The sequence below is a fragment of the Streptomyces sp. NPDC052396 genome (genome assembly GCF_044593195.1).
Classification (GTDB): domain Bacteria; phylum Actinomycetota; class Actinomycetes; order Streptomycetales; family Streptomycetaceae; genus Streptomyces.
Genome location: NZ_JBIUAW010000002.1, coordinates 538,977 through 564,831 on the forward strand (window position 1 = coordinate 538,977; position 25,855 = coordinate 564,831).

The 25,855-nt window shown below is 71.4% G+C and carries 21 protein-coding genes and 5 tRNA genes; 15 read left to right on the forward strand and 11 right to left on the reverse strand.

Annotation, left to right across the window (positions count from 1 at the left end; genetic code table 11):
• Positions 1 to 45: 45 nt before the first annotated feature.
• Positions 46 to 1,506, forward strand: a complete 1,461-nt coding sequence (locus ACIHFE_RS07500; RefSeq protein WP_400104868.1) for an FAD-dependent monooxygenase — start codon at positions 46 to 48, stop codon at positions 1,504 to 1,506.
• 14 nt (positions 1,507 to 1,520) lie between these two features.
• Here ACIHFE_RS07500 and ACIHFE_RS07505 read toward each other — a convergent pair whose 3' ends face one another.
• A complete protein-coding gene (locus ACIHFE_RS07505) occupies positions 1,521 to 2,144 on the reverse strand; it encodes a YceI family protein (RefSeq protein WP_400104869.1) in 624 nt (207 codons plus the stop codon).
• Between the two features lie 180 nt (positions 2,145 to 2,324).
• On the opposite strand from ACIHFE_RS07505, the gene ACIHFE_RS07510 reads away from it, so the two are divergent.
• The 3 genes from ACIHFE_RS07510 to ACIHFE_RS07520 all read left to right on the forward strand — a co-directional run bounded on the left by ACIHFE_RS07510 (position 2,325) and on the right by ACIHFE_RS07520 (position 6,710).
• The gene (locus ACIHFE_RS07510) at positions 2,325 to 4,673 is read left to right on the forward strand and encodes a polysaccharide lyase 8 family protein (protein WP_400104870.1); all 2,349 of its coding nucleotides are present in this window, start codon (positions 2,325 to 2,327) and stop codon (positions 4,671 to 4,673) included.
• A 244-nt stretch (positions 4,674 to 4,917) separates the two neighbouring features.
• Positions 4,918 to 6,501, forward strand: coding sequence for an acyl-CoA carboxylase subunit beta (locus ACIHFE_RS07515; RefSeq protein WP_400104871.1), 1,584 nt, complete (start codon positions 4,918 to 4,920; stop codon positions 6,499 to 6,501).
• A gap of 14 nt (positions 6,502 to 6,515) precedes the next feature.
• On the forward strand, positions 6,516 to 6,710 hold the full coding sequence (locus ACIHFE_RS07520; protein ID WP_400104872.1) for an acyl-CoA carboxylase epsilon subunit: 195 nt from the start codon (positions 6,516 to 6,518) through the stop codon (positions 6,708 to 6,710).
• A gap of 119 nt (positions 6,711 to 6,829) precedes the next feature.
• Here ACIHFE_RS07520 and ACIHFE_RS07525 read toward each other — a convergent pair whose 3' ends face one another.
• The 8 genes from ACIHFE_RS07525 to ACIHFE_RS07560 all read right to left on the reverse strand — a co-directional run bounded on the left by ACIHFE_RS07525 (position 6,830) and on the right by ACIHFE_RS07560 (position 17,069).
• Positions 6,830 to 7,411 carry a GTP-binding protein gene (locus tag ACIHFE_RS07525; RefSeq protein ID WP_400104873.1) on the reverse strand — a complete coding sequence of 194 codons (582 nt, stop codon included), beginning with the start codon at positions 7,409 to 7,411 and terminating at the stop codon, positions 6,830 to 6,832.
• Positions 7,392 to 7,949 carry a DUF742 domain-containing protein gene (locus ACIHFE_RS07530; protein ID WP_400104874.1) on the reverse strand — a complete coding sequence of 186 codons (558 nt, stop codon included), beginning with the start codon at positions 7,947 to 7,949 and terminating at the stop codon, positions 7,392 to 7,394. The genes ACIHFE_RS07525 and ACIHFE_RS07530 overlap by 20 nt, the downstream gene beginning before the upstream one ends.
• 84 nt (positions 7,950 to 8,033) lie before the next feature.
• Positions 8,034 to 8,456 (reverse strand): roadblock/LC7 domain-containing protein, encoded by a 423-nt coding sequence (locus tag ACIHFE_RS07535; RefSeq protein ID WP_344031778.1) that lies wholly within the window; start codon positions 8,454 to 8,456, stop codon positions 8,034 to 8,036.
• Between the two features lies 1 nt (position 8,457).
• Positions 8,458 to 11,475 carry a nitrate- and nitrite sensing domain-containing protein gene (locus ACIHFE_RS07540; protein WP_400104875.1) on the reverse strand — a complete coding sequence of 1,006 codons (3,018 nt, stop codon included), beginning with the start codon at positions 11,473 to 11,475 and terminating at the stop codon, positions 8,458 to 8,460.
• A gap of 318 nt (positions 11,476 to 11,793) precedes the next feature.
• Positions 11,794 to 12,375 carry a GTP-binding protein gene (locus ACIHFE_RS07545; protein WP_400104876.1) on the reverse strand — a complete coding sequence of 194 codons (582 nt, stop codon included), beginning with the start codon at positions 12,373 to 12,375 and terminating at the stop codon, positions 11,794 to 11,796.
• Positions 12,356 to 12,763, reverse strand: coding sequence for a DUF742 domain-containing protein (locus ACIHFE_RS07550; protein WP_400104877.1), 408 nt, complete (start codon positions 12,761 to 12,763; stop codon positions 12,356 to 12,358). The genes ACIHFE_RS07545 and ACIHFE_RS07550 overlap by 20 nt, the downstream gene beginning before the upstream one ends.
• A gap of 103 nt (positions 12,764 to 12,866) precedes the next feature.
• Entirely contained in the window at positions 12,867 to 13,280 is a 414-nt protein-coding gene (locus ACIHFE_RS07555) for a roadblock/LC7 domain-containing protein (protein WP_400105031.1), read from the reverse strand.
• Positions 13,281 to 13,289: 9 nt separating this feature from the next.
• The gene (locus tag ACIHFE_RS07560; protein ID WP_400104878.1) at positions 13,290 to 17,069 is read right to left on the reverse strand and encodes a nitrate- and nitrite sensing domain-containing protein; all 3,780 of its coding nucleotides are present in this window, start codon (positions 17,067 to 17,069) and stop codon (positions 13,290 to 13,292) included.
• A 479-nt stretch (positions 17,070 to 17,548) separates the two neighbouring features.
• Between ACIHFE_RS07560 and ACIHFE_RS07565 the strand changes: the two genes are divergently transcribed.
• The 9 genes from ACIHFE_RS07565 (at position 17,549) to ACIHFE_RS07605 (ending at position 21,494) form a co-directional block, all read left to right on the forward strand.
• Entirely contained in the window at positions 17,549 to 17,734 is a 186-nt protein-coding gene (locus ACIHFE_RS07565) for a hypothetical protein (RefSeq protein WP_400104879.1), read from the forward strand.
• A 123-nt stretch (positions 17,735 to 17,857) separates the two neighbouring features.
• Positions 17,858 to 18,640, forward strand: coding sequence for a fumarylacetoacetate hydrolase family protein (locus ACIHFE_RS07570; protein ID WP_400104880.1), 783 nt, complete (start codon positions 17,858 to 17,860; stop codon positions 18,638 to 18,640).
• Entirely contained in the window at positions 18,633 to 20,105 is a 1,473-nt protein-coding gene (gene gltX, locus ACIHFE_RS07575; protein WP_400104881.1) for a glutamate--tRNA ligase, read from the forward strand. The genes ACIHFE_RS07570 and gltX overlap by 8 nt, the downstream gene beginning before the upstream one ends.
• Before the next feature lie 294 nt (positions 20,106 to 20,399).
• A tRNA-Gln gene (locus ACIHFE_RS07580) sits at positions 20,400 to 20,471 on the forward strand.
• 56 nt (positions 20,472 to 20,527) lie between these two features.
• Positions 20,528 to 20,600, forward strand: a tRNA-Glu gene (locus ACIHFE_RS07585).
• A 59-nt stretch (positions 20,601 to 20,659) separates the two neighbouring features.
• Positions 20,660 to 20,732: transfer RNA gene (locus tag ACIHFE_RS07590), tRNA-Glu, on the forward strand.
• Between the two features lie 13 nt (positions 20,733 to 20,745).
• Positions 20,746 to 20,817: transfer RNA gene (locus ACIHFE_RS07595), tRNA-Gln, on the forward strand.
• A 36-nt stretch (positions 20,818 to 20,853) separates the two neighbouring features.
• A tRNA-Glu gene (locus ACIHFE_RS07600) sits at positions 20,854 to 20,926 on the forward strand.
• A 109-nt stretch (positions 20,927 to 21,035) separates the two neighbouring features.
• The gene (locus ACIHFE_RS07605) at positions 21,036 to 21,494 is read left to right on the forward strand and encodes an STAS domain-containing protein (protein ID WP_400104882.1); all 459 of its coding nucleotides are present in this window, start codon (positions 21,036 to 21,038) and stop codon (positions 21,492 to 21,494) included.
• A gap of 540 nt (positions 21,495 to 22,034) precedes the next feature.
• On the opposite strand, the gene ACIHFE_RS07610 is transcribed toward ACIHFE_RS07605, so the two are convergent.
• Entirely contained in the window at positions 22,035 to 22,685 is a 651-nt protein-coding gene (locus ACIHFE_RS07610) for a MerR family transcriptional regulator (RefSeq protein WP_400104883.1), read from the reverse strand.
• A 76-nt stretch (positions 22,686 to 22,761) separates the two neighbouring features.
• Between ACIHFE_RS07610 and ACIHFE_RS07615 the strand changes: the two genes are divergently transcribed.
• Positions 22,762 to 23,253, forward strand: a complete 492-nt coding sequence (locus tag ACIHFE_RS07615) for a DUF4188 domain-containing protein (protein WP_400104884.1) — start codon at positions 22,762 to 22,764, stop codon at positions 23,251 to 23,253.
• Between the two features lie 294 nt (positions 23,254 to 23,547).
• On the opposite strand, the gene ACIHFE_RS07620 is transcribed toward ACIHFE_RS07615, so the two are convergent.
• Complete coding sequence (locus ACIHFE_RS07620) at positions 23,548 to 24,276, reverse strand: IclR family transcriptional regulator (protein ID WP_400104885.1); 729 nt, start codon at positions 24,274 to 24,276, stop codon at positions 23,548 to 23,550.
• Positions 24,277 to 24,382: 106 nt separating this feature from the next.
• Between ACIHFE_RS07620 and leuC the strand changes: the two genes are divergently transcribed.
• Positions 24,383 to 25,804 carry a 3-isopropylmalate dehydratase large subunit gene (gene leuC / locus ACIHFE_RS07625; protein ID WP_400104886.1) on the forward strand — a complete coding sequence of 474 codons (1,422 nt, stop codon included), beginning with the start codon at positions 24,383 to 24,385 and terminating at the stop codon, positions 25,802 to 25,804.
• Positions 25,805 to 25,855: the final 51 nt, after the last annotated feature.

Below are 25,855 nucleotides of genomic sequence, written 5' to 3' on the forward strand. Positions count from 1 at the left end.
GTTACCGAGTTGCTTTTTTGGTCCGGGGTGGTCTTCGATGGGCTCATGACTTCCTCCACCGTGCTCATCGTGGGTGCCGGACCCACCGGACTCACCCTCGCCTGTACGCTCGCCCGCTCCGGGGCGGCCGTCCGGATCATCGACAAGTCGCCCTCGTTCCACCGCACTTCCCGCGCCAAGGGCCCCAACCAGCGCAGCCGCGAGATCTTCGCGGACCTGGGCGTGGGGGAGGCGCTGGACGCGGCGGGCAGCACCCGCATGGTGCTGCGCAAGTACCGCGGCGGGGTCGCGCTCCATGACGCCGACATCAACGCCGGCCCGCCGCCCGGCCCCGGCGTCCCGTACCCGACCGGACTGGGCATCCCCCAGTGGAAGGTCGAGGAGATCCTGCGCGAGAAGCTGGCCTCGTACGGTGTGCGGGTCGAACTCGGCTGTGAACTGGCCGGGTTGGCGCAGGACCGGGAAGGGGTGCTGGTCACCCTCGCGGACGGGCGGCGCATCGAGGCCGGGTACGCGGTGGGCTGCGACGGCGGCCACAGCCCGGTGCGCAAGGCGCTCGGGGTGGGCTTCGAGGGCAGCAGCGGGCCGGAGGAGGTGATGTGGTGCGGGGATGTGGAGGCCGACGGGCTGGACCGGGGCTACTGGCACCAGTGGTTCGACGAGGACGGGGCCATGCTGCTGTGGCCCATACCCGGCACCACCTCCTGGCAGCTGCAGAGCTCGCTGGAGCGGGACGAGGCGGGCCGCCCGATGGCCCCGTCCATGGCGGGGTTCCAGCGGCTGTTCGACCGGCATGCCCGGGTGCCCGGCGTCCGGCTGGCCAATCCGACCTGGCTGTCCACCTACCGGGTCAGTGTGCGGATGGCCGAGCGCTTCCGCGAGGGGCGGGTCTTCCTGGCGGGCGACGCGGCCCATGTCCAGCCCATCGCGGGCGGCCTGGGCATGAACACCGGCATCCAGGACGCCTTCAACCTCGGCTGGAAGCTGGCCCTGGTGGCGCGCGGGGAGGCCGGGGAGGCGCTGCTGGACACCTATGACGAGGAGCGGCGGCCGGTGGCCGCCTGGACGCTCAAGCTCACCGGCGAGCGGCTGCGGGCGGCCCTGGAGGGGACCCGGACGGCGGGCGTCGGCACCGAGGTGGTGCTCACCGAGGACACCACCACCCTGGGGGTCGGCTACGGCTGGAGCTCGCTCGCCTGGGGCGGCCGGGGCGCGGGGGAGCGGGCGCCGGACGGGACCGGTGCGGACGGGCGGCTCTTCGGACTCTTCGCCGGGCCGCACTTCACCCTGCTGGGCTTCGGCGCGGGCAGCGCACCGGCGCTGGCCGAAGTGGCCGGCCGTTTCCCGGAGTTGGTGCGGGCGCACCGGGCCGACGGGGCGGGTGCGGCATACGGCGTCGAGGGGGAGGGGCTGGTGCTGGTGCGCCCCGACCACCACATCGCACTGAGCACGGGCGCCGACCGGGGTGCCGAGGTCGTCGACCGCCTGCGGCACCTCGGTCGTTAGCGCGGCCCACCGGCTCAGGCCTGGGGCGCGTTCTTCACGGCGGAGATGTCGAAGGTCAGCTTCACCTTGTCGCTGACCATGACCCCGCCGGCCTCCAGGGCGGCGTTCCAGGTCAGGCCCCAGTCGGAGCGCAGGATCTCGGCGCTGCCCTCGAAGCCCACCCGCTCGCTGCCGTAGACGTCGGTGGCCGAGCCGTTGAACTCCAGGTCGATGGCGAGCGGGCGGGTGACGTCCTTGATGGTCAGGTCGCCGGTGAGGCGGTAGCGGTCGCCGCCCAGGTGCTCGGCGGCGGTGGAACGGAAGGTCATCAGCGGGAAGCGCTCCGCGGCGAAGAAGTCCTCGCCCAGCAGGTGGGCGTCCCGGTCCTTGATGCCGGTGTCCACGCTGGCGATGGTGACCTCGATGGCGGCGGTGGAGCGGGAGGGGTCGGCGCCGTCCAGGTGGAGGCTGCCCTGGTGCCCGGTGAAGGTGCCGCGGACATTGGTGACCATGGCGTGCCGGACGGTGAAGCCGATGCTGCTGTGGCTGGGGTCGATGGTGTAGTCGCCGGTCAGGGCGGCCAGCGCGGGGTTGGGCTCCAGAACGGCGGCGGCGGAGGCGGCGGGGGCGGTGCTGTTCTTGCGGCTGAAGAAGGCCATGACATTGCTCCTTGTCGGTCCGAAGAAGTTGTTCAAACTTCAACTAGAAACGACGGTAGCGGGATCTAGTTCAACTTTCAACATGTTGGGCCGAGGAATTTCCCGCACCGCTCATTGCGGCCTTCACCGCCCCGTGCCACGGTGTGCTGCCCCGCCCGCCGCCACCACCCGGAGGCCGTCGTGCCCTGGACCCGTCGCGCCCTGCTCACCACCGTGCTGGCCCTGGCCGCCGCCCCGCGCCCGGCGGCGGCCGCCGCCGAGGAGCCCTACCCGGCACTGCGGCGGCGCTGGCGGGAGCTGGTCCTGGGCACCGGCTACGACCCCGCCGCCGAGCCCTATGCCACCGTGCTGCGCCGCACCGGTGTCGCCGCCCGGGGCTGGCGGGCGGCCATGCGGCCGGCCGCCGGATCGCTCTGGCCGGACGCCCCCTTCGACCCGCCCGCAGGGATCACCCAGAGCTGCGCCCGGCTGCTCACCATGGCCATGGCCCATGCCCAGCCCGGCACCGGGCTGACCGGGGACCAGGGCCTGGCCGAGGACACCCTGGCCGGACTCGACCACCTCCATGACCGCGTCTACCGCCCCGGCACCAAGCCCTACGGCAACTGGTGGGAGTGGCGGATCGGCAGCCCCCGCCTGCTGCTGGACACCCTGACGCTGCTGTACGAGGCGGCGGGGGCGGCCCGGCGCACCCGGCTGCTGGCCGCCGTCGACCACTTCGTCCCCGACTCCGCACTGGGCTCCTACACCGGCACCAGCACCGGGGCCAACCGGGTGGACCTGTGCCGGGTGGTGGCCCTGCGCGGGGTGCTGGGCGCCGCCCCGGCCAAGCTGGCGCTGGCCCGCGACGCGCTCTCCCCGGTGTTCCCCTGGGTGGCCCGGGGCGACGGGCTGTATGCCGACGGCTCCTTTGTCCAGCACCTGTGGGTTCCCTACACCGGCACCTATGGGCAGGTGCTGCTGGACGGGCTGGGCAGGCTGTTCGCCCTGCTGCGCGGTTCCCCCTGGGAGATCACCGACCCACGCCGGCAGATCGTGCTGGACAGCGTGGCCCGGGCCTATGCCCCGCTGATCCATGACGGGCTGGTGATGGACGGCGTCTCGGGCCGGGCCATCAGCCGGGGGCTGGTCGCCGGCGGGGGAGTGCCGCAGAGCGATCACCAGCGCGGGCACGCGCTGATCGCCGCCATCGCGCTGCTCGGCGAGTCCGCCGGCCGGGACGAACGGACCCGCTGGCACGGCATGATCAAGGGCTGGGCGGCCCGGGACACCGTCAGCCCGCTGCCCACCGACCCCCAGTTCGGCACCGCCGAGCTGGCCCGGCTGGCGGCGGTGCTGGCCTCCCCCGTGCCGGCCGCCGCCGAGCCGGTGGGCCACCGGCTGTTCCCCGCCATGGACCGGGCCGTGCACCGGCGCCCCGGCTGGACCGCCCACCTGGCCATGGCCTCCGACCGCATCACCCACTACGAGAACGGCAACGGGGAGAACCCGCGCGGCTGGCACACCGGGGCGGGGATGCTCAGCTGGTGGACGGCCGGGCGCGGCGGCCAGTACACCGACGGCTTCTGGCCCACCGTGGACCCCTACCGGCTGCCCGGCACCACCGTCTCCACCAAGCGCCTGGCCGACAACGAGGGCGGCGGCTGGGGCGCGCCCAGACCGGACGCGCGCTGGGTGGGCGGGGTGAGCGACGGCGAGTTCGCCGCCGTGGGGCAGCACCTGAGAGGGCTGTCCTCGACGCTCCAGGCCCGCAAGTCCTGGTTCTTCGCGGCGGACGCCGTGGTCTGCCTGGGCGCCGGCATCGACGCCCGGGACGGCGTACCGGTGGAGACCGTGATCGACAGCCGCCGGCTGGAGACGGCCGAGGACGGCGCGCTGCTGGTGGACGGGCGTCGCCATGGCGGCCGCGGGGACTGGTCGCGGACCTTCGGCCGGGCCCGCTGGGCGCATCTGGCGGGCCACGGCGGCTGGGTTCTCCCGGGCGGCGCCCCCGTCACCGCGTTGTGCCGGGCCCGCAGCGGAGCCTGGCGGGACATCAACCAGGACGGCAGCCCCGAGCCGCTCACCCGCCGCCACCTCACCCTGTACCAGCCGCATGGCACCGACCCCCAGGGCGCCGTCCACCGCTGGCTGCTGATGCCCGGCGCCGGCCCGGAGGCGGTGGCGGCCCGCGCGGCGGACCCGCACTGGCTGACCGTGCTCGCCAACTCCCGCGCCTGCCAGGCCGTCCGGCTGCGCGCACCGGCGATACTGGCGGCGAACTTCTGGCAGGCGAGCACCGTGGGGCCGCTGACCGTGACCGCCCCGTGCAGCGTCCTGATGGTCCGCCGTGGCCCCGTAGCCACCGTGCACCTGGCCGACCCACTGCGCGCCGGGCGCACCGTCGACCTCCGCTGGGACCGCCCGGTGCGCCGGGTGATCGCCCACGACCCCTCGGTACGGATCCTGGGCACCGGCGGCTCGCTGCGGCTGCGGGTGGCGGCGGGCACCGACTGTGCCCCGCACGGCTGCACCGTCGAACCGGACTGAGGCATGGCCCGGCCGTGCGCGGAGCGAGCCCGGACGGGGTCGCGCTCGACCCCTGGCACAGGCTGCCTGGACAGCCCCGGTGACATGCGGCTTTGTGGAGTGCTCACAGCCGGGATGAGCTTGGTCACCTCGGAGAAGTGACAAGGACCCGGTGCGATTCTGTACTCCTTGCCCACCAAATCACTCCCTACCTTGTGAGGAGTCGACATGATGCTGGGAGGGCCTTGCCACGTACCGTCTATCCATGAGCAATCTCGAAGGTGCGCCCGTAGAGGCGAGTGACGTCCGTGGGCGCGTCGCCGAGCTGCACGCCATCCGCGAGCAGGTACGGCGAGGTCCGAGCGACCGGGCTACCGAGGCGCAGAAGGCCAAGGGGAAGCTGACGGCTCGGGAGCGAATCGATCTTCTGCTGGACGAGGGCTCTTTCAACGAGGTGGAGCCGCTGCGGCGGCACCGGGCCACCGGCTTCGGCCTGGAGGCCAAGCGCCCGTACACCGATGGTGTGATCACCGGCTGGGGAACCGTCCACGGCCGGACCGTATTCGTCTACGCCCATGACTTCCGGATCTTCGGCGGTGCGCTGGGCGAGGCCCATGCCACCAAGATCCACAAGATCATGGACATGGCCATCGCGGCCGGGGCCCCGCTGGTCTCGCTCAACGACGGCGCCGGCGCCCGCATCCAGGAGGGTGTCTCCGCGCTGGCCGGCTATGGCGGGATCTTCCAGCGCAACACCAAGGCATCGGGAGTGATCCCGCAGATCAGTGTGATGCTCGGCCCGTGTGCCGGTGGCGCGGCCTACAGCCCGGCGCTGACCGACTTTGTCTTTATGGTCCGGGACACCTCCCAGATGTTCATCACCGGCCCCGATGTGGTGCGCGCGGTGACCGGTGAGGAGATCACCCAGAACGGCCTGGGCGGCGCCGATGTGCACGCCGAGACCTCGGGCGTGGCGCACTTCGCCTACGACGACGAGGAATCCTGCCTGGAGGAGGTCCGCTACCTCCTCTCCCTGCTGCCGCAGAACAACCGGGAGAACCCGCCCCGGGTGGACAGCGCGGACCCGGCCGACCGCGTGGGCGACGCCCTGCTGGACATCGTCCCGGCGGACGGCAACCGGCCGTACGACATGCGCAAGGTGATCGAGGAGATCGTCGACGACGGCGACTTCCTGGAGGTCCATGAGCGCTGGGCGACCAACATCATCGTGGCGCTGGCCCGGCTGGACGGCCAGGTCGTCGGCGTGATCGCCAACCAGCCGCAGTACCTGGCCGGTGTGCTGGACATCGAGGCCTCCGAGAAGGCGGCCCGGTTCGTTCAGATGTGCGATGCCTTCAACATCCCGATCATCACCCTTTTGGACGTACCCGGCTTCCTGCCCGGCGTGGACCAGGAGCACGGTGGGATCATCCGGCATGGCGCCAAGCTGCTCTACGCCTACTGCAATGCCACCGTGCCGAGGATCTCGGTGATCCTGCGCAAGGCGTACGGGGGTGCGTACATCGTGATGGACTCGCAGTCGATCGGTGCGGACCTCACCTATGCCTGGCCGACCAATGAGATCGCGGTCATGGGCGCCGAGGGTGCGGCCAATGTGGTCTTCCGCCGGCAGATCGCCGAGGCCGACGACCCGGATGCCATGCGGGCCCGCATGGTCAAGGAATACAAGGCCGAGCTGATGCACCCGTACTACGCCGCCGAGCGGGGTCTGGTCGACGATGTGATCGACCCGGCCGAGACCCGGCAGGTGCTCATCCGGTCGCTGGCGATGCTCGCCACCAAGCACGCGGACCTGCCGTCCCGCAAGCACGGCAACCCGCCCCAGTAGAAAGCACATTGATCATGGCTGACACTCTTGTCCGGGTGGAGAAGGGCACGGCCGGCGCCGAGGAGCTCGCCGCCGTGACCGCCGTCCTGCTCGCCCGCGCCGCCGCCGCGACGGACGCCGCCCCGGCCCGTCCGCGCCGCACCCCGGCCCGCTGGCGCCGCCTGGAGCGCGCCAACGGCTTCACCGCGCCGCACAGTTGGCAGGGCTGAGCCGCAACGGCCGTACACCACAAGGGCCCCCGCACTCGATGAGTGCGGGGGCCCTTCGCGTTTCGCCCGAAAGCCCTCGGCCCGGCCGCGCACAGCGTGGCCGGGCCGTCAGGTCATGCTCAGCGCAGCCGGGCCATCAGGGCGTGCTCGACCAGGGTGATCAGTGCGCTCTTGGCCTCGTTGCGGTGGCGGGCGTCGGTGGTGATGATCGGTGCGTCGGGGCCGATCTGCAGCGCCTCGCGGACATCGTCCGGAGTGTAGGGCTGGTGCCCGTCAAAGCCGTTGAGGGCGATGACAAAGGGCAGGCCGCTGTTCTCGAAGTAGTCGACCGCCGGGAAGCAGTCGGCCAGGCGGCGGGTGTCGACCAGCACGACCGCACCGATGGCACCGCGGACCAGGTCGTCCCACATAAACCAGAACCGGTCCTGTCCGGGCGTGCCGAACAGGTAGAGGATCAGGTCCTGGTCCAGGGTGATACGGCCGAAGTCCATCGCCACGGTCGTCGTGGTCTTGTCCGGCGCGTGCGTGAGGTCGTCAATACCCGCCGACGCGGAGGTCATGACGGCTTCGGTGCGCAGCGGGTTGATCTCCGAGACCGCGCCGACGAACGTGGTCTTGCCCACGCCGAAACCACCGGCCACCACGATCTTCGCGGAGGTGGTGGAGCGGGCTGCCTCGCCGCTAGAGGTTCCGAAGTCCACTGAGCACCCTTTCGAGCAGTGTCACGTCAGGCTGGCCGCCGGCGGACGCGTCGCCGCCGGGCTGATGGATGGCGACAAGCCCGGCCTCGGCCAAGTCGGCGACGAGGATTCGGGCGACGCCGAGCGGGATGGACAGAAGTGCCGAGATCTCGGCGACCGATTTGATCTCACGGCACAGATGGCAGATGCGCTGGTGTTCCGGCAACTGCCCGTTCAACTGGGCCGGCTGGGCCGTGGTGTGCACCAGCGCCTCGATGGCGAGCTGGTAGCGCGGCCGGGTCCGGCCACCGGTCATGGCATAGGGACGGACCAGCGGATTGTGCTTGCCGCCCCTGGCGCCCGGCGCACCGGCACCGGACTGGCGCCGGTGCTGCTGAGGCACCTGCGGTGCCTGCTGCGGATAGCCGGGCTCCGGCTGAGGATACCCGGGCTCCGGCTGGGCCCGGGGAGCTGGCGCGGAGGGGAAGTTGTAGTGGTTCAACGGCGGCCGCGCCTGCTGCTCATTGCCATACGGGTAGCCGCCTGGGGGCGTTGCCACGTTTCCTCCTCCGGACTTGCTGTCTGCTGCTGGTCGCGCCACCGCACCCTATGGCGCGGTGGCGCGAAACGCACTGCCTCTTTGCTAGTTGAGAAGGCTCCCCTGCAGTTCGGCGCGGAGGTCGGGCGTCAGCACATTGCCCGCGCGGTCGACCAGCAGGGCCATCTCATAGCCCACCAGGCCGATGTCGCACTCCGGGTGCGCGAGGACGGCCAGCGAGGAGCCGTCCGAGATGGACATGATGAAGAGGAAGCCGCGCTCCATCTCCACCACCGTCTGGTTGACCGCGCCGCCCTCGAAGATCCGGGAGGCGCCCGCGGTCAGCGAGGTCAGCCCGGAGGCCACGGCCGCCAACTGGTCGGCGCGGTCGCGCGGAAAGCCTTCGGACATCGCCAGAAGGAGTCCGTCGGCGGAGACCACGACGGTGTGGGACACCCCTGGGGTGCTCTCCACGAAACTGGTGATCAACCAGTTCAGGTTCTGCGCCGCCTGGCTCATCGGGCTCACACTAACGCTCCTGATCGTAGGTGCCGCCGGGGCCGAAGCCCTGGTCGTGTTGCTGATGCTGCTGATGTCCGGGGTTCACGGGGAACTCCGAGGTGTCCGACCCCGCGCTGCGTCCCTGCTGGACGCCGCGACGCAGGTTGGCGAGCCGGCCACGGACGTCCTCCGGGGCCCGGGATATCTGGGGGCCGTCCTGCGCGGTCTCCACGGCCTTGCCCTCGACCAGATTGGCCTTGGGCACCCGGCGCGGGAGGCCCGAGGAGGTCACTCCATCGGCCTTCGGCACCTTGAGGCGCTCGGCACGCTGCCAGCGCTCGTCGTTGGCCGACTGCCCGGGCTCCTCCATGAGACGGGACTGCCGCCCGGTCTCATGCTGGGGCTGCTGGAATTCACCGCCGTCCCTTGTGGCCTCCTCGCCCGTCTCGGGTTGCTGCCACTGCTTCTCGCGACGCGGCAGACCGGACCCGGTCAGCGAGGGGGAGCCGCTCGAGGCGGGGCCCGGACGGTCGAACTCTACGCGCTCCGGCTGCACCGTGTCAGCGGTCGGCGAGGATTCCGGTTGCCCCGGGTAACCCGCCATGTGCTCCTGCTGGTACGGACCTGCCTGGGGCGCGGAATCGGCCCACTCGCCTTGGTACGCAGGCGCGTTGTAGTCGCCGTAGGTCTGCTGGTCGGTGAAGACCGGCTCCTGGTAGGCGCCTTCCGTATAGGACTGCTGCGGGGCGAAGGGCTGCTGCGCCGTCTGCTGCGGGTGCTCGGAGGGGAACGCCGTTGCGTCGTAGGCGCTTTGCGCCTCCTCCAGCGCCGCGCGCCGCTCCTCGCGCAGCCGGCTGCGGTTCAGCGGGTCCGGTCCGCCGGCGTCCCCGGTGGGCTGGGCCTCATACCGGGAGTCGTCGAAGCCGAGTTCGGCGGCGGTGCGCAGGCGGCCGGCGTCGGCCGCCTGCTGCTCGGGAACGATCCGGGAGACCGTGAAGTCATCGCCGGTCATCTGGTCCTCGCCACCGCCACCGTGGGTGATGGCGTCCGGCAGCATCACCAGCGAGGTGGTGCCCGCCTGCTCCCCGGAGGGACGCAGCTGGACCCGGATGCCGTGCCGCATGGCCAGCCGGCCGACCACGAACAGACCCATGCGCTGCGAGATCGTGGCGTCCACCGTCGGCGGGTTGGCCAGCTTGTGGTTGATGTCCGCGAAGTCCTCGGCGGTCAGGCCGATGCCCTTGTCGTGGATCTCCACCATCACCCGGCCGTCCGGCAGCCGGGTCGCGTTGACCCGGACCTTGGTGTGCGGGGAGGAGAAGGAGGTGGCGTTCTCCAGCAGCTCGGCCAGCAGGTGCACCAGGTCGGTGACGGCCAGGCCGTGGATGTCGGCCTCGGGGATGCCGGCCAGCTCGATGCGCTCATACGCCTCCACCTCGGAGGAGGCCGCGCGCAGCACGTCGACCAGCGGGATGGGCTGGTCCCAGCGGCGGCCGGGCTCCTCGCCGGCGAGGATGAGCAGGTTCTCGCCGTTGCGGCGCATACGGGTGGCCAGGTGGTCCAGCCGGAAGAGGTTCTCCAGCTGGTCCGGGTCGGCCTCGTTGTTCTCCAGCGAGGTGATCAGGTCCAACTGGCCCTCGATCAGACCCTGGTTGCGCCGGGAGAGGTTGGTAAAGATCGCGTTGACGTTGCCCCGCAGCAGGGCCTGCTCGGCGGCCAGCCGCACGGCCTCGCGGTGCACCTGGTCGAAGGCGCGGGCGACCTCGCCGATCTCGTCCTTGGTGGTGATCGGGATGGCTTCCACCCGGGTGTCCACCCGGCCGGGATCGGTCCGCGAGAGCTGGTCGACCAGCGCCGGCAGGCGCTGCTCGGCCACCTCGAAGGCGGCACCGCGCAGGCGGCGCATGCTGCGGCTCATGGAGCGGGCCATCCGGCCGGCCACCACGAAGGCGACGACCAGGGCGACCACCACGACGCCACCGTTGATGAAGGCGTCCTGCTGGGCGCTGGCGGAGATCTGCTCCACGTCGTTCACCGCGGTGTCCGCCAGGTGCTGTTCCACCGAGCGGTAGGCGTTGAACTTGCCGGTGGCGGTGGTGAACCAGGTCTCGGCGGTGATGCCCTTGGCCCGCAGCTGGGCCGGGGTGTCACCGGCCATGATGGCGGCCACCATGCCGTTGAGCTTGTCCGTGTCCGCCTTGGCCAGGGCGCTGCTCATCCGCTGCTGGTCGGCCGGCGAGCCGCCCATCTTGTACTCGTCCATGGCCACGTACTCCAGGAACTGGTACGAGGAGAACGAGGTCAGCAGCGTGGTGCGGTCCTTGATGGTGAGCTCCTTGCCCAGCATCAGGTGCACGCCGATGGAACGCTGCAGCGACTCGGCGGCCTTGGCCAGCGAGACGGCGTAGAGAGTACGGCCGTAGGAACCGGCCGCACTGCCGGTGCCCAGGCCCAGTTCGTTGTCGAAGGCCATCAGCGGACGCTGGATGGAGCCGTAGGCGTCCTCGGTCTTGATGTCCTTGAACGCACTGGCGCGGATGGCGCCCAGCTTGGTCTCGGCGTCCCGCACGGTCTTCAGCCGGCGTTCCAGGCTGTCGGTGTGCGGCATGCTCTTGGCCGCGTCGTCGAAGTCCGCGCGGGCCGCATCGGTGGCGGCCCGGGAGCTCTTGATCGCCGAGTCCTCGGTGTCGCCCTTGAGCAGCGGTATCGCGGTGACGTCACGCTCGTAGATCAGCGCATGGGCGTAGGCCGCGGCGGCCTTCACCAGCCGGGCGGTTTTGGCGGCGTCCTCCGCCTCCGTCCAGGTGTCCACGGACTTCTTGACGTCCAGGCCACCGAAGACCAGGGCGACGAGCACCGGGATGAGCAGAATGACGTTCAGCCGGGTGGCCACCCGCCAGTTGCGGGCGGAGAACCAGCCGCCGCTGCTCTGGGGCACGGCGGGCGTCTGGGGCTCGGAGGCCGGCACCTCGGCACGCGACGGCGGCGTGAAGTTGCCCCGCGCGTCGGTCGCCTGCTGCGCGGCGCCTGTCTTTCTTCGCCTCACTCGTCCAACAACCTCTCGGCGTCGGCACTTCAACTGCGTGCCGTCTTTCGGCTGAGCCGTCACTGCTCAGGTTCGGGAAATTCCAGCATGCCGGGCAGGCGCGTTCCAAACACCGGACGGAGCCGGGGCCCGGCGCAAAACAGCCGACATAAAACGGGCATTAAGCGCGACGGCGTTCAAAAGGCGGGCGAATTGTGTGCACAGTGAAACCGGCCGAACGCGATCGGTGGTCGCGTCCGGCCAATTCAACTGTCGAAACGTTATGAACCCCAAGCCGTCCCGTGTTCAATCACACAGCCTTCGGCCGCCTCCGGGGCCCTACTTGAGCCGGGCCATCAGGGCGTGCTCGACCAGGGTGATCAGTGCGCTCTTGGCCTCGTTGCGGTGGCGGGCGTCGGTGGTGATGATCGGTGCGTCGGGGCCGATCTGCAGCGCCTCGCGGACATCGTCCGGGGAGTAAGGCTGCTGTCCGTTAAAGCCGTTGAGGGCGATGACGAAGGGCAGGCCGCTGTTCTCGAAGTAGTCGACCGCCGGGAAGCAGTCGGCCAGCCGGCGGGTGTCGACCAGCACGACCGCGCCGATGGCGCCCCGCACCAGGTCGTCCCACATAAACCAGAACCGGTCCTGTCCGGGCGTGCCGAACAGATAGAGGATCAGGTCGTCATCGAGCGTGATGCGGCCGAAGTCCATGGCCACGGTGGTCGTGGTCTTGTCCTGGACGTGGCTCAAGTCGTCGATGCCCGCCGACGCGGAGGTCATAACGGCCTCGGTGCGCAGCGGAGAGATCTCCGAAACCGCGCCCACAAAGGTCGTCTTGCCCACGCCGAAGCCACCGGCCACCACGATCTTCGCGGAGGTGGTGGCACGGCCGACGCTCTGACTAGAGCTTCCGAAGTCCACTGAGCACCCTTTCGAGCAGTGTCACATCCGGCGTTCCGCCGGATTCGCCGCCGCCGCCCGGCTGGTGGATGGCCACCATGCCGGCCTCAGCCAGGTCCGCGACCAGGATCCGCGCCACGCCCAGAGGCATGTTCAGCAGCGCGGAGACCTCCGCCACCGACTTCACCTCACGGCACAGGTGGCAGATCCGCTGGTGTTCGGGCAGCAGGTTCCCCAGGTGCGCCGGGTCGGCGGTCGAGCTGACCAGCGCCTCGATGGCGAGCTGGTAGCGCGGCCGGGTCCGGCCACCGGTCATGGCGTAGGGGCGCACCAACGGCTGGTCGCCTTCACTCCCGTACGGCGTGTGGTGATCGGCGCCGTACGGGCCGGGCGATGCGGGCGGGGTCATAAATCCTCCGGGCGGGACAGCAGGAAGGCAATGATGCCGTCGAGCGGGGGCCGGTGGGAGCTTTCGGCCGTACGGTCGGACGGGATGTGCGGTGTGTGTACGGTCAGATCAGCAGGCTGCCCTGCAGTTCGGCGCGCAGATCGGGCGTCAGCACATTGCCCGCGCGGTCGACCAGCAGGGTCATCTCATAGCCGACCAGGCCGATGTCGCACTCCGGGTGCGCCAGCACGGCCAGCGAGGAGCCGTCCGAGATGGACATGATGAAGAGGAAACCGCGCTCCATCTCCACCACGGTCTGGGTGACCGCACCGCCCTCAAAGATCCGGGAGGCACCGGCCGTCAGCGAGGTCAGCCCGGAGGCCACCGCCGCCAACTGGTCGGCGCGGTCACGCGGAAAGCCTTCGGACATCGCCAGCAGCAGGCCGTCGGCGGAAACCACCACCGTGTGGGACACCCCGGGGGTGTTGTCCACGAAGTTGGTGATCAACCAGTTCAGATTCTGCGCCGCCTGGCTCATCGGACTCAACTAACGCTCCTGCTGGTAGGTGGGGCCAACGTGGTGGCTGCCGGTGGACGAGCCGCTGCCGGCCTGACGTCCCTGCTGGATGCCCCGGCGGAGGTTGGTCAGCCGGCCGCGTACGTCATCGGGCGCACGCGAGACCTGCGGAGCACCCGGCTGGGACTGCTGCTGCTGGGCGGTGCCCTCGACGAGGTTGGCGCGCGGCACCCGCCGGGGCAGACCAGAGATGGTGGTGCCGCCGGACGCCGGCTCGCGGACCTGCTCGGCCCGGCGCCAGCGCTCGTCGTTGGGGGACTGGCGCCAGTTGTCCTGCGCGGCCTGGGGGGCCTGCGGGGCCGCCGGCGGCTGGGCCGAACCGGGGTCCCGGCGCGGCAGGCGCGGGGCCGGCTCGGGCTGCTGCCCGCCGCCGGCCGCACCGCGGAACCAGTTGGACTCCAGCTCCTCGAACAGCGGCGTGCGTCCGTCGCCCGGGCCGGCCGCGGGCAGCGAGCCCGCCGCTTCCGGCGCGGCCATGGAGCCGTCGCCGCCCGGCAGGGCGAACTGGCCGGTGGTGGCCGGGTCGTTGGTGCCGGGCACCGGGAACTGGCCGGTGGCGGCGGGGCCGTGCTGGTCACCGCTGACCGGGCGCGGGTACTGGCCGGTGGTGCCGGACTGCTCCGGGGCGCCCGGCAGCTGCGGGAAGGCACCGGTGTCACCGGGGCCGCCGGCCGCCGGGGCGGCGAACTGCCCGGTGCGGGACGCGGCGTTGTCGCCCGGGACCGGGAACTGGCCGGTGGTGCCGGAGTGGTCGTTGCCGCCGGGCAGCGCGAACTGGCCGGTGGTGGACGGGGCGTTGGTGCCGGGCACCGGGAACTGGCCGGTGGTACCGGACTGGTCGTTGCGGCCGGGCAGCTGCGGGAACTCCGCGGTGTCGCCGGGGCCGTTGGTGCCAGGCGCCGGGAACTGGCCCGTGCCGCCGTTGTCGGGGGTGGGCACCGAGGCCAGGCGCGGGTAGCCGGTGGCGGAGTCGCCGCCGTCCCGCGCACCGCCGCCGGGCAGCGCGAACTGGCCCGTGCTGTTGTCGCCCGGCTCACGCACCGGCGACAGCTGCGGGAACGAGGCGGTGTCGCCGGCGCCGCCGGGGCGCGGGGCCTCCACGTCCTCGTGACCGCGCGGGGCGTCCTGGCCGGCGCGCGGCGCACCGTCCGACGCCAGCGGCCAGTCGTCCACCGGCGCGGGCTTCTTGGGCGTGGCCGGGGGCTGGTCGTTGCCCCAGCTGGGCGCGGGGCGGCCGGGCTGCTCGCCACGGGTGGGCAGTTGCGGACGGCCGGCGCCCTTGCCGCCCTTGTTGCCCACCGGACGGATCGCGGCCGGGCCCTTCTTGCCGCCACGCGGCGGCAGCGGCGGACGGCCCTCGGGACCGGGAGCGCCCGGTGCCGGGGGGTTGTTGCCGGCCCGCTGCGGCGGGGCTTCGAAGAGGCTGGGACCGCCCGGCGCGGCGGGGGCACCCTGGCCGGGACCACCGCCCACCGGACGGGTGGGCAGGCCGCTGCTGGTGGTGCCGGCGCGGCCGGGCAGCGCCGGGCGCGGGCCCGAGGGCGGCATCTGGCGCCGGCTGGGCGCGGCGCCCAGCGCACCCGCGCCGCCCGGCGCACCGGCGCCGGGAACGGCCGGGGCGGGCTTGGCGCCGCCGGGGATGCCGGGGGCACCGGCGCCGGGGGCACCGGGCACGCCCGGGGCCGGCTTCTTGCCGCCCTGGGCGACGTCCACCGGCAGCATGACCAGGGCGGTGGTGCCGCCGGAGTCGGAGGGGCGCAGCTGGATACGGATGCCGTGTCGCAGGGACAGGCGGCCGACCACGAACAGACCCATGCGGCGGGAGACCGAGACGTCCACGGTGGGCGGGCTGGCCAGCCGCTCGTTGATCGCGGCCAGGTCCTCGGGGGACAGACCGATACCGGTGTCGTGGATCTCCACCAGGACCCGGCCGTCCGGCAGCGCATGGCCGGTGACCTTGACCTTGGTCTGCGGGGAGGAGAACGAGGTGGCGTTCTCCAGCAGCTCGGCGAGCAGGTGGACGAGGTCGTTGACCACGCGGCCGGCGACCTCGGTGGGCGGCACACCGGTCAGCTCGATGCGCTCGTACTGCTCCACCTCGGACGCGGCGGCACGGAGCACGTCCACCAGCGGGACCGGGCGGGTCCACCGGCGGCCCGGCTCCTCACCCGCGAGGACCAGGAGGTTTTCGCCGTTACGGCGCATACGGGTGGCGAGGTGGTCCAGCTTGAACAGCGAGGACAGCTGGTCGGGGTCGGCCTCGCGGCTCTCCAGCTCGGAGATGAGCGAGAGCTGGCGCTGGATCAGACCCTGGCTCCGGCGCGAGAGGTTGGTAAACATCGCGTTGACGTTGCCCCGCAGCAGGGCCTGCTCGGCGGCCAGACGGACCGCCTCGCGGTGCACCTCGTCGAAGGCCGCGGCCACCTTGCCGATCTCGTCACGGCTGTGCACACCGACGGACTCCACCGAGGTGTCCACGTCCTGCGGGTCGCTCTCGGAGAGCTGCTTGACCAGCTCGGGGAGGCGTTCCTGGGCGACCCGCTGGGCGGTGTCCTGCAGCCGGCGCAGCGAGCGCACCATGGTGCGGGCCACGAAGAAGGCGCCGACCAGCGAGATGCCGAGGACCAGGATGATCAGGGCACCGTTGAGGATGGCCTCCTGCTGGGCGTCGTCGCGCAGCTGCTGGGCCTTCTGGTCCATCTCGGAGAGCAAGGTCTTCTCGATCTTGCTCATCTCGTTGATCTTGTTGGTGTCGCGGTCGTACCAGTCGCGGTAGGACAGCGGGTCGCTCTTGATGGCGCCCTGCTTGTCCAGCACGCGCTTGGCGTAGGTGTTGGCGGAGGCGATCTCCATCACGCCGCCGTTGAGCGCCTGCATCAGCTCGCCGTCGCCGCCGTCGCCGCGGATGGCGGTGAAGCGCTTGGTGGCCTCGTCCTCGTTGTCCATCGCGACCTGGCCGTACTGGCGGTCGTTCTCGGACAGCTGGGGGCCGTTGGGGTTGGCGAGGCCGGCACTGATGACGGCGCGCTGGATGGAGGCGTACTCCTTGGCGTTGGCGAACGCGGCCAGCGCGCGGGTCGCGGCGATCATGTCGCTGTTACTGGTGGCCTGGGCCATGTCCTGGGACAGCGAGAGCAGCGAGCCGATCAGGCCGTTGTAGGCGTTGACCGTCTTGGCGATGTAGACGTGGTCGTCATACGCCTTGTCGCGGACGTCCTTGATCTTGCGGAGCTGCTTGGTGATGTCGACCAGGGTGGTGTTGACGCCGACCATCGTCGGGTCGTTGGCGTCCACCTTGGCGGTGACGTCCCCGAAGGCCTTGATGGCGTTGTCGGTGTGCTCGCGGGGGGCGACGATGTCGTCGTCCTTGTCCCGGCCCTGGGTCAGCGGGCCGGCCGAGCGGTCCCGCTCCTCCTGGAGGGCGTCGGCCAGGTCGGTCGCCTTACCCGTGAGCTCGGTGAGGAGCTTCATGTGGTCGAGCTGGTCGACGTTGGTCAGCGAGTCCTGAATGCGCAGACCACCCAGGGTCGTCGCGGCGACGACCGGGAGCGCCAGCAGGGAGACCAGTCGGGTGCTGATGCGCCAGTTGCGCAGGGCTATTCGTGTGCCTGGCCCGCTGGGGCCCTTCGCCTTCGGCCGTTCGGCGTTCTCGCCGCCGTTCGGCGCGTCGGCAGGCGTGCCGCGGTCGGCCGCAGCGCGCGGCTCCGGCTCCGCCGCAGCGCTGCTATCCCTCTTGAAACGTCCCTGCACTAGCGTCGCAACCTCTGGACCAGGCGTCCCACCTGAGCGGAGGGACGGTGTCGAGTCGTGGGGGGACCGCGGTGCCCCCCTGGCGGTCCGTGGAATTCCAGCACAGTGCCTGATCTCCCAACAAGGCCGGTGCGGTCAAGCCCTTTCCGGTGGACGCATTGTGCCCGTCCGGATACACAGCGTGGAATCCAGCTCCCGCAATATCGGGCATACACGGATGAGTTGACCGAGAGGTCGAGGTGGTCGCGTCATGTCCCAGTCGCCATGATCGGGAGCGGAACGTCAGGTTCAGCCCTGCAATGTCCGTTTCGCGGTGCTAGGTTGGCTGTCCGTTATGCGGCATTTATCGGCAAGTTCGTGAGCAAAATCACAGCAGAACCCGTGCTTCCCCGACATCCCGGCGGGGAATGGCGTCGCCTAGCCTTGATTACTTGCCCCACAGAGCACCGACGACGCACCACTACGGATACGAGGCACCAGTGAAGACGACGACGCCCTCCCGGAAGACCGCCAACCCGCGCCGCACCACGCTCGCGCAGCGCACGGACACCGAGGGCCTCTTCGCGGCCGAGCGCCCCGAGTACGCCGCCGAGCTGCCGACCGTCACCGCCAACCCGCGCCGCACCATCCTGATGACCGCCCCCGTGGTGCAGCCCCAGGACTGACTCCGGGACCGGCCTTCCGGGCCGCCCCAGGGGTGAACGAAATGCGCACGGGGCGCCCGCGGTCCCCGCGATAGCCTGGAGTGTCAGACTCCGGCAGATCAGACAAAGGGAAAGCAGTCACCCGTGCGCATCGCCAGATTCTCCCTGGACGGCAACGTCGCCTTCGGCGTCGTGGAAGGGGACGCCTCCACCGAAGGCGGCCCCGTCCTCGACATCATCAAGGGACATCCCTTCGCCGAATTCGAGCGCTCCGGGCAGAAGATCCCGCTGAGCAAGGTGCGGCTGCTGCCGCCCGTGCTGCCCAACAAGGTGGTGGCCATCGGCCGCAACTACGCCGAGCACGCGGCGGAACTGGGCAACGAGGTCCCCGAGGTCCCGGTGACCTTCTTCAAGCCGTCCACCTCCGTGATCGGCCCCGGCGACGCCATCGCCTACCCCTCCTTCACCGAGGAACTGCACCACGAGGCCGAACTGGCCGTGGTCATCGGCCGGATGTGCCGTGAGGTCCCCCGCGAGCGGGTCAAGGACGTCATCCTCGGCTACACCTGCGCCAACGACGTCACCGCGCGCGACGTCCAGCAGCGCGAGAAGCAGTGGGCCCGGGCCAAGGGCTTCGACACCTCCTGCCCGCTGGGCCCCTGGGTGGAGACCGAGCTCGACCCGAGCGACCTCACCATCCAGTGCACCGTCAACGGCGAACAGCGCCAGCTCGGCCGCACCGCGGAGATGGTGCGCTCCATCGAGGACCTGATCGTCCACATCACCGAGGCCATGACGCTGCTCCCGGGCGACGTCGTGCTCACCGGCACCCCGGCCGGGGTCGGACCCCTGAACGTCGGCGACGAGGTCGCCGTCACCATCGAAGGCATCGGCACTCTCACCAACAAGGTGATCAAGCGTGGCTAACGCGACCCCCCGCGTACGTTTCTGTCCCTCGCCGACCGGCAACCCCCATGTGGGCCTGGTCCGCACCGCCCTGTTCAACTGGGCGTTCGCCCGGCACCACGGCGGCACCATGGTGTTCCGTATCGAGGACACCGACGCCGCCCGCGACTCGGAGGAGTCGTACCAGCAGCTGCTGGACGCCATGCGCTGGCTGGGCCTGGACTGGGACGAGGGCCCCGAGGTCGGCGGCCCGCACGCGCCCTACCGGCAGTCCCAGCGCATGGACCTCTACCGGGAGGTGGCCGACAAGCTGCTCCAGGGCGGCTACGCCTACAAGTGCTACTGCACCACCGAGGAGCTGGACGAGCGCCGCGAGGCGGCGCGCGCCGCGGGCAAGCCCTCCGGCTACGACGGCCAGTGCCGGGTGCTGACCGCCGAGCAGGTGGCCGGCTACCAGGACGAGGGCCGCACCCCCATCGTCCGCTTCCGGATGCCGGACGAGCCCATCACCTTCACCGACCTGGTGCGCGGCGAGCTGACCTTCACCCCGGAGAACGTGCCGGACTTCGGCATCGTCCGGGCCAATGGCGCCCCGCTGTACACCCTGGTCAACCCGGTCGACGACGCGCTGATGGAGATCACCCATGTGCTGCGCGGCGAGGACCTGCTGTCCTCCACCCCGCGGCAGATCGCCCTGTACCGGGCGCTGATGGAGCTGGGCATCGCCAAGGGCGTCCCGGAGTTCGGCCACCTGCCGTATGTCATGGGCGAGGGCAACAAGAAGCTCTCCAAGCGCGACCCGCAGGCCTCCCTCAACCTCTACCGGGAGCGCGGCTTCCTGCCGCACGGACTGCTCAACTACCTGTCGCTGCTGGGCTGGTCGCTCTCCGGCGACCAGGACATCTTCGCCATGGACGAGATGGTGGCGGCCTTCGACATCAAGGACGTCAACGCCAACCCGGCCCGTTTCGACCTCAAGAAGGCCGAGGCGATCAACGCCGAGCACATCCGCCGGCTCGAGGTGAAGGACTTCGTCGCGGCCTGTGAGCCCTGGCTGCACGCGCCGTTCGCCCCCTGGGCCCCGGAGGACTTCGACCGGGAGCGGTTCGAGGCCATCGCCCCGCACGCCCAGACCCGGCTGACCGTGCTGTCCGACATCACGGCCAATGTCGACTTCCTCTTCCTGGAGCGGCCGGCCGAGGACGAGGCGTCCTGGAGCAAGGCGATGAAGGAGGGCTCGGACGCCCTGCTGCGCACCGCCCGGGCCAAGCTCGCCGAGACCGCGTGGAACGCCGAGGACATCAAGGCCGCGGTGGTGGCCGCGGGCGAGGAGCACGGTCTGAAGCTGGGCAAGGCCCAGGCACCGGTCCGGGTGGCGGTCACCGGCCGCACGGTCGGCCTGCCGCTGTTCGAGTCCCTGGAGGTGCTCGGCCGCGAGCGCACCCTGGAGCGCGTCGACGCGGCGCTGGCCAGGCTGGCGGCCTGACGCCGGACGCCCGGCGCCCGGCCGGACCCGAAGGCCCGCTCCCGCGGTATGCGACCGCGGAGCGGGCCTTCGGGCGTTCGCGGGCGTTCCCAGGGCGCTCTTGGGGCGCTCGTCGGGTGCTCTCCGGGCCTGTCGGGCGGCCCGCACGGCCTCTTCGCCGGAGGCATCGGCTTATCGATTTTGGAGCCCCGTCCACCTTCGGGTAATGTTCTTCCTGCGCCGCCCGGGCGGGCCGAGAGGCCGGAGCGGGAGGCGTCAGCCGAGCAAGACCCCTTCAGGGGGGTCGAGTTCTGGTGGGGTATGGTGTAATTGGCAGCACGAGTGATTCTGGTTCACTTAGTCTAGGTTCGAGTCCTGGTACCCCAGCAAGAGAATTCACTGAATTTCTTTCGGATATATTCTCTTGGCAAATGCAGTGACTAGCCCCCGTTGTGTAGCGGCCTAGCACGCCGCCCTCTCAAGGCGGTAGCGCCGGTTCGAATCCGGTCGGGGGTACAGATCCTGAATCGGCCACCATCCGTTGAATTGCGGAGGCGGCTTGACGGATCGCTAGGGCCCCCGTTGTGTAGCGGCCTAGCACGCCGCCCTCTCAAGGCGGTAGCGCCGGTTCGAATCCGGTCGGGGGTACTGGTTAACACCATGGGCTATGGTGTAATTGGCAGCACGAGTGATTCTGGTTCATTTAGTCTAGGTTCGAGTCCTGGTAGCCCAGCGCCGACTTCTGAAGTCTGCAGAAAACAACATACTTGCCCCCGTTGTGTAGCGGCCTAGCACGCCGCCCTCTCAAGGCGGTAGCGCCGGTTCGAATCCGGTCGGGGGTACAAGACGAAAAAATGCCTTTCGCTGAGCGGAGGGCATTTTTTCGTGCTGTCTTCACATGCGCTCCCCGCGCCCTTCTGCGCGGGCCGCGGCGCCGCCATAATTCCGCGCATGGTCCCTCCCGTGCCGCCGAGCCGGTTACGGCGCCAAACCGCCCCGCCCGCCCCCGAGTTGGGCCCACGACAGGTGCCGGACGCCGGTGCATGGGCCGACCCCGGGAGCGCCGAAGCGGATCCGCCCCGCCATACGGCCCGCCTGGTCGTGGTCCGTACCCACCGCCCGCCGGGGCTGCGCCTGCGGGGCACCATGGACGAGCCGGCCCTGCGGCAGCTCAGGGACGCCCTGCGGTCGCTGGCGGCCGTCCGGGGCGAGGTGTGCCTGGAGATGTCCGGGGTGGACTTCCTGGACCTGGCCGGGCTGCGGCTGCTGATGACCTTCGCCAGGGCCCGCGCCGCCCGGCACCGCACCGTGCGGCTGGCCGGGGTGCCACCGCATCTGATGCAAGTGATCACCCTCATCGGCTGGGACCGGACCCCCGGTCTGCGGCTGGGGGCGGCGCACGCGGGCTGACGGCGGCGAGGGGCGGGGCGCCTGGCGCCGGGGAGCAGGTGTCGGCCGCCACCGTGCCGGGGAATCCGACGCGGCTGGGGGCACCCCGGGCTGGGGTGCGGGCCCTGGGGCCATCGAGACCGCCCGGTGTCCGGCCTCCGAACCGGTGGAGCGGTTCCCGGCCTTCCTGCGCCCTTGCCAGGGCCGGGTGCGGCCCCGGGCGGCCTGCGCGACGTACGTGGCGGTACTGCGGCCCCATGCGGCCCCGGTGACGGCCCTGCGCGGCGCGCACCGGGCCCCGGTGGCCGGGCGGCCCTGTTACGGGCTTCTGCGCGGGCCTGGGTGGCGCCGGCCGGGTCGGCGGTCCCATGAGGCGGCGGGGTATCTGCCGGCCGCCGACGGCGCATAGATCGCGCGGCGCTCCGGCGTGAGCCGGGGCGCCGGCGCCGTACACGCCGCCGGTGCTCCTTCGCGGCCTTCAGCCCGCCGGGCAACGCACCCAGCGCTGGGGACGGCCCCTGGCCGGCCCGCACAGCCTCAGCGGGCGCGTGACGGGGCGGCTCAGGGCGTCCGGCCGGCGAACCGGCGGGCGGACTCCTCGGCGTGCGCCAGCCGGCGCAGGCTCAGCAGCACCGGTTCGTAGAGCACCGTCAGCGCCACCGCCGCCTCGATCTGCCCGTCCGGGGTCGGCTGTTCCTGCACCGTGTCCAGGTCGGCGACGGCCAGCTCGGCCGCCAGCCGCCCGTACGGCAGCAGGTGCTCCAGGTCGCAGGGGTAGCCCAGCCGGTTCAGCGCGGCCACCGAGTCGACCAGGGTGCGGTAGGCGGGGGAGTACTCCGCCAGTGCGCCCTCATAGCGCCAGCCCAGCCGGTCCAGCAGGGCCTCCACCGCCGCGCGGGCCGCCTGGTGGGTGGCGTCCTCGTCTCCGGTCCCGGGCGCTTCCGGCAGCGCCCAGGTGGCCGCCCCCAGCCGCATGTGGTGGTCCAGCGACTCGTCCTCGGTGGCCGTGATCACCTCCCGGGCGGTGGCCACCGGCATCCTGCCGATCTGGATCAGCGCCCGCACCAGGCGCAGTCTGCGCAGGTGCGCCTCGCCGTACTCGGCCTGGGTCGCGGAAGTCCGGTGGCCGGGCTGGAGCAGTCCCTCCCGCAGGTAGTACTTGATCGTCGCGGTGGACACCCCGCTGCGTTCGCTGAGTTCGGCCAGTCGCACGGCTCTTGCACCCTTCCTTGGAGACTGGCACCATCCAAACATTGGATAGCGGCACTATCCAACAGAGGGGAGAGCCATGTCCGCACAGCCCATCGCAGAACGGATCACCGCCACGGCCGAGGGGGAGGTGGTGGTCTTCCTGATCGGGATGCGGGTCAACCGCTGGCGGGCGGTGCGACATTGGCTGCCCGTGATGACCGCCATGCCGCGGATGCTCAAGGAACTGTCCCGGGATCCGGACAGCGGTCTGCTGGGCTACCAGCTGCTCAGCGGCGGGCCGCGCGTCTACACCGCGGTGCAGTACTGGCGCTCGCGCGAGGAACTGCTCGCCTTCGCCGCCGATCCCGCACGCCAACACCGCCCGGCCTGGGCGGAGTTCAACCGCAGGGTGCGGCGCGGGGCGGGCAAGGTCGGTATCTGGCACGAGACTTACACGGTCCCGGCCGGGTCGTATGAGTCGATCTACAGCGGGATGCCGCCGTGGGGGCTGGGCGCGGCCTATGGCGTGGAGCCGGTGGCGCGGCGCGGCGAACGGGCCGCGCAGCGGCTCCGGTCCGGCGCGGCCTAGAGCCCGCCCGGCGGCTCCTGGCCGCCCGCCCGGCGGGCCGGATCACGGTGCCGTGCGGCGCTTCGCGAAGTGCGCCGGGGCGCCGCGTCAGGGGCGCGGGGCGGCTGCGTCATGCGGTTGCGTCATGCGGCTCTGCCGCGTGCGCGCGACCGGGCCACCGGCGACCCGCATCTGAAACCCGACGGGCGGGCCCCTGCGATTCGGGTGTGGATCGTCCGCGGTCGGGCGCTCCCACGCGGCGAGGCCGCACATGGCGGCCGCGCGCCCCATGCGGGGCGCGCGGGGCGCCCCGGACTAGCCGTTGCGCCGCAGGGCCTCCGTGAGGCGGGCCGCCGCGTCCAGTACCGCCTGGGCGTGCATCCGGCCCGGGTGGCGGGTCAGCCGCTCGATCGGTCCGGAGACCGAGACGGCGGCGACCACCCGGTTGGACGGGCCGCGGACCGGGGCGGAGACCGAGGCCACACCGGGCTCCCGCTCGCCGATGGACTGCGCCCAGCCCCGGCGCCGCACCCCGGAGAGCGCGGTCGCGGTGAAACGGGCGCCCTGCAGGCCGCGGTGCAGCCGCTCCGGCTCCTCCCAGGCCATCAGCACCTGGGCGGCCGAGCCGGCCTTCATCGGCAGGGTGGAGCCCACCGGCACCGTGTCCCGCAATCCGGACAGCCGTTCCGCGGCGGCCACGCAGATGCGCATATCGCCCTGGCGCCGGTAGAGCTGGGCGCTCTCGCCGGTCACATCCCGCAGGTGGGTCAGGACCGGTCCGGCGGTCGCCAGCAGCCGGTCCTCGCCCGCGGCCGCGGCCAGCTCACTCAGCCGGGGGCCCAGGATGAACCGGCCCTGCATGTCGCGCGCCACTATCCGGTGGTGCTCCAGCGCCACCGCCAGCCGGTGGGCCGTGGGCCGCGCCAGCCCGGTCGCCGTGACCAGCCCGGCCAGCGTCGCCGGACCGGCCTCCAGGGCGCTGAGCACCAGAGCCGCCTTGTCGAGAACACCCACTCCGCTGGAGCCGCCGCCAGAATTGTCCATGTCAGGATCCTCGCGTCTCAGAGTGTGAAACGCAAGTCCAAATCCCGGCGAGAGACGCCAACCTGGTACGGACAGCACTCACTCCAACGGACATCGAGGGACAGCGATGGGACGGACACTGGCGGAGAAGGTCTGGGACGACCACGTCGTCACACGCGCCGAGGGCGAGCCCGATCTCCTCTACATCGATCTGCACCTGCTGCACGAGGTCACCAGCCCGCAGGCGTTCGACGGGCTGCGCAAGTCCGGGCGCAAGGTCCGCCGCCTCGACCTGACCCTCGCCACCGAGGACCACAACACCCCCACCCTGGACATCGACAAGCCCATCGCGGACCCGGTCTCCCGCGTCCAGTTGGAGACGCTGCGCGCCAACTGCGCGGAGTTCGGGGTGCGTCTGCACCCGCTGGGCGATGTGGAGCAGGGTGTGGTCCACGTGGTGGGACCGCAACTGGGACTGACCCAGCCGGGTACCACGGTGGTCTGCGGCGACAGTCACACCTCCACCCATGGCGCGTTCGGCGCGCTGGCCTTCGGCATCGGCACCAGCCAGGTCGAACATGTGCTGGCCACCCAGACGCTGCCGCTGGCCCCGTTCAAGACCATGGCGGTCACCGTGCGGGGTGAACTGCCCGCAGGCGTCACGGCGAAGGACCTGATCCTGGCGGTGATCGCCCGCATCGGCACCGGCGGCGGCCAGGGGCATGTGATCGAGTACCGCGGTCCGGCCATCGAGAAGCTGTCGATGGAGGCGCGGATGACCGTGTGCAACATGTCCATCGAGGCGGGCGCCCGGGCCGGCATGATCGCCCCGGACGAGACCACCTTCGCCTACCTCAAGGACCGCCCGCACGCTCCCAAGGGGGCCGACTGGGACGCGGCGGTGGCCTACTGGCGCACCCTGCGCACCGACGAGGACGCCGTCTTCGACCGGGAAGTGGTCATCGACGCCGCGGAGCTCTCCCCGTTCGTCACCTGGGGCACCAATCCCGGCCAGGGCGCGCCGCTGTCCGCCGCCGTCCCCGACCCCGCCTCGTACACCGACCCCTCCGAGCGCCAGGCGGCCGAACGAGCCCTGGAATACATGGGATTGACGGCTGGTCAGAAACTGCGGGATATCGCGGTGGACACCGTCTTCGTGGGCTCGTGCACCAACGGCCGGATCGAGGACCTGCGGGCCGCGGCCGAGGTGCTGCGCGGCCGCTCGGTCGCCGGGGGAGTGCGGATGCTGGTGGTGCCCGGCTCGGTACGAGTGGCGCTGCAGGCCGTGGCGGAGGGCCTGGACAAGGTGTTCACCGAGTCCGGCGCCGAGTGGCGGCACGCCGGCTGCTCGATGTGCCTGGGTATGAACCCCGACCAACTCGCCCCGGGCGAGCGGTCGGCGTCCACCTCCAACCGCAACTTCGAGGGCCGGCAGGGCAAGGGCGGCCGTACCCACCTGGTCTCGCCCCAGGTCGCCGCCGCCACCGCGGTGCTCGGCCGGCTGGCCTCGCCCGCCGACCTGACCACCGGCCCGGCCCTGGCCGCCTGACCGCGACCACGCGCCTTACCGCGGCCCCCGGGGCCGCGAAGAGGGAAGGAA

Coding starts and splice junctions, on each gene's coding strand:
- ACIHFE_RS07500 (WP_400104868.1), top strand. CDS start 46: ATGACTTCCTCCACCGTGCTCATCGTGGGTGCCGGACCCACCGGACTC.
- ACIHFE_RS07505 (WP_400104869.1), bottom strand. CDS start 2,144: ATGGCCTTCTTCAGCCGCAAGAACAGCACCGCCCCCGCCGCCTCCGCC.
- ACIHFE_RS07515 (WP_400104871.1), top strand. CDS start 4,918: ATGAGCAATCTCGAAGGTGCGCCCGTAGAGGCGAGTGACGTCCGTGGG.
- ACIHFE_RS07520 (WP_400104872.1), top strand. CDS start 6,516: ATGGCTGACACTCTTGTCCGGGTGGAGAAGGGCACGGCCGGCGCCGAG.
- ACIHFE_RS07550 (WP_400104877.1), bottom strand. CDS start 12,763: ATGACCCCGCCCGCATCGCCCGGCCCGTACGGCGCCGATCACCACACG.
- ACIHFE_RS07555 (WP_400105031.1), bottom strand. CDS start 13,280: ATGAGCCAGGCGGCGCAGAATCTGAACTGGTTGATCACCAACTTCGTG.
- ACIHFE_RS07605 (WP_400104882.1), top strand. CDS start 21,036: ATGGTCCCTCCCGTGCCGCCGAGCCGGTTACGGCGCCAAACCGCCCCG.
- ACIHFE_RS07615 (WP_400104884.1), top strand. CDS start 22,762: ATGTCCGCACAGCCCATCGCAGAACGGATCACCGCCACGGCCGAGGGG.
- ACIHFE_RS07620 (WP_400104885.1), bottom strand. CDS start 24,276: ATGGACAATTCTGGCGGCGGCTCCAGCGGAGTGGGTGTTCTCGACAAG.
- leuC (WP_400104886.1), top strand. CDS start 24,383: ATGGGACGGACACTGGCGGAGAAGGTCTGGGACGACCACGTCGTCACA.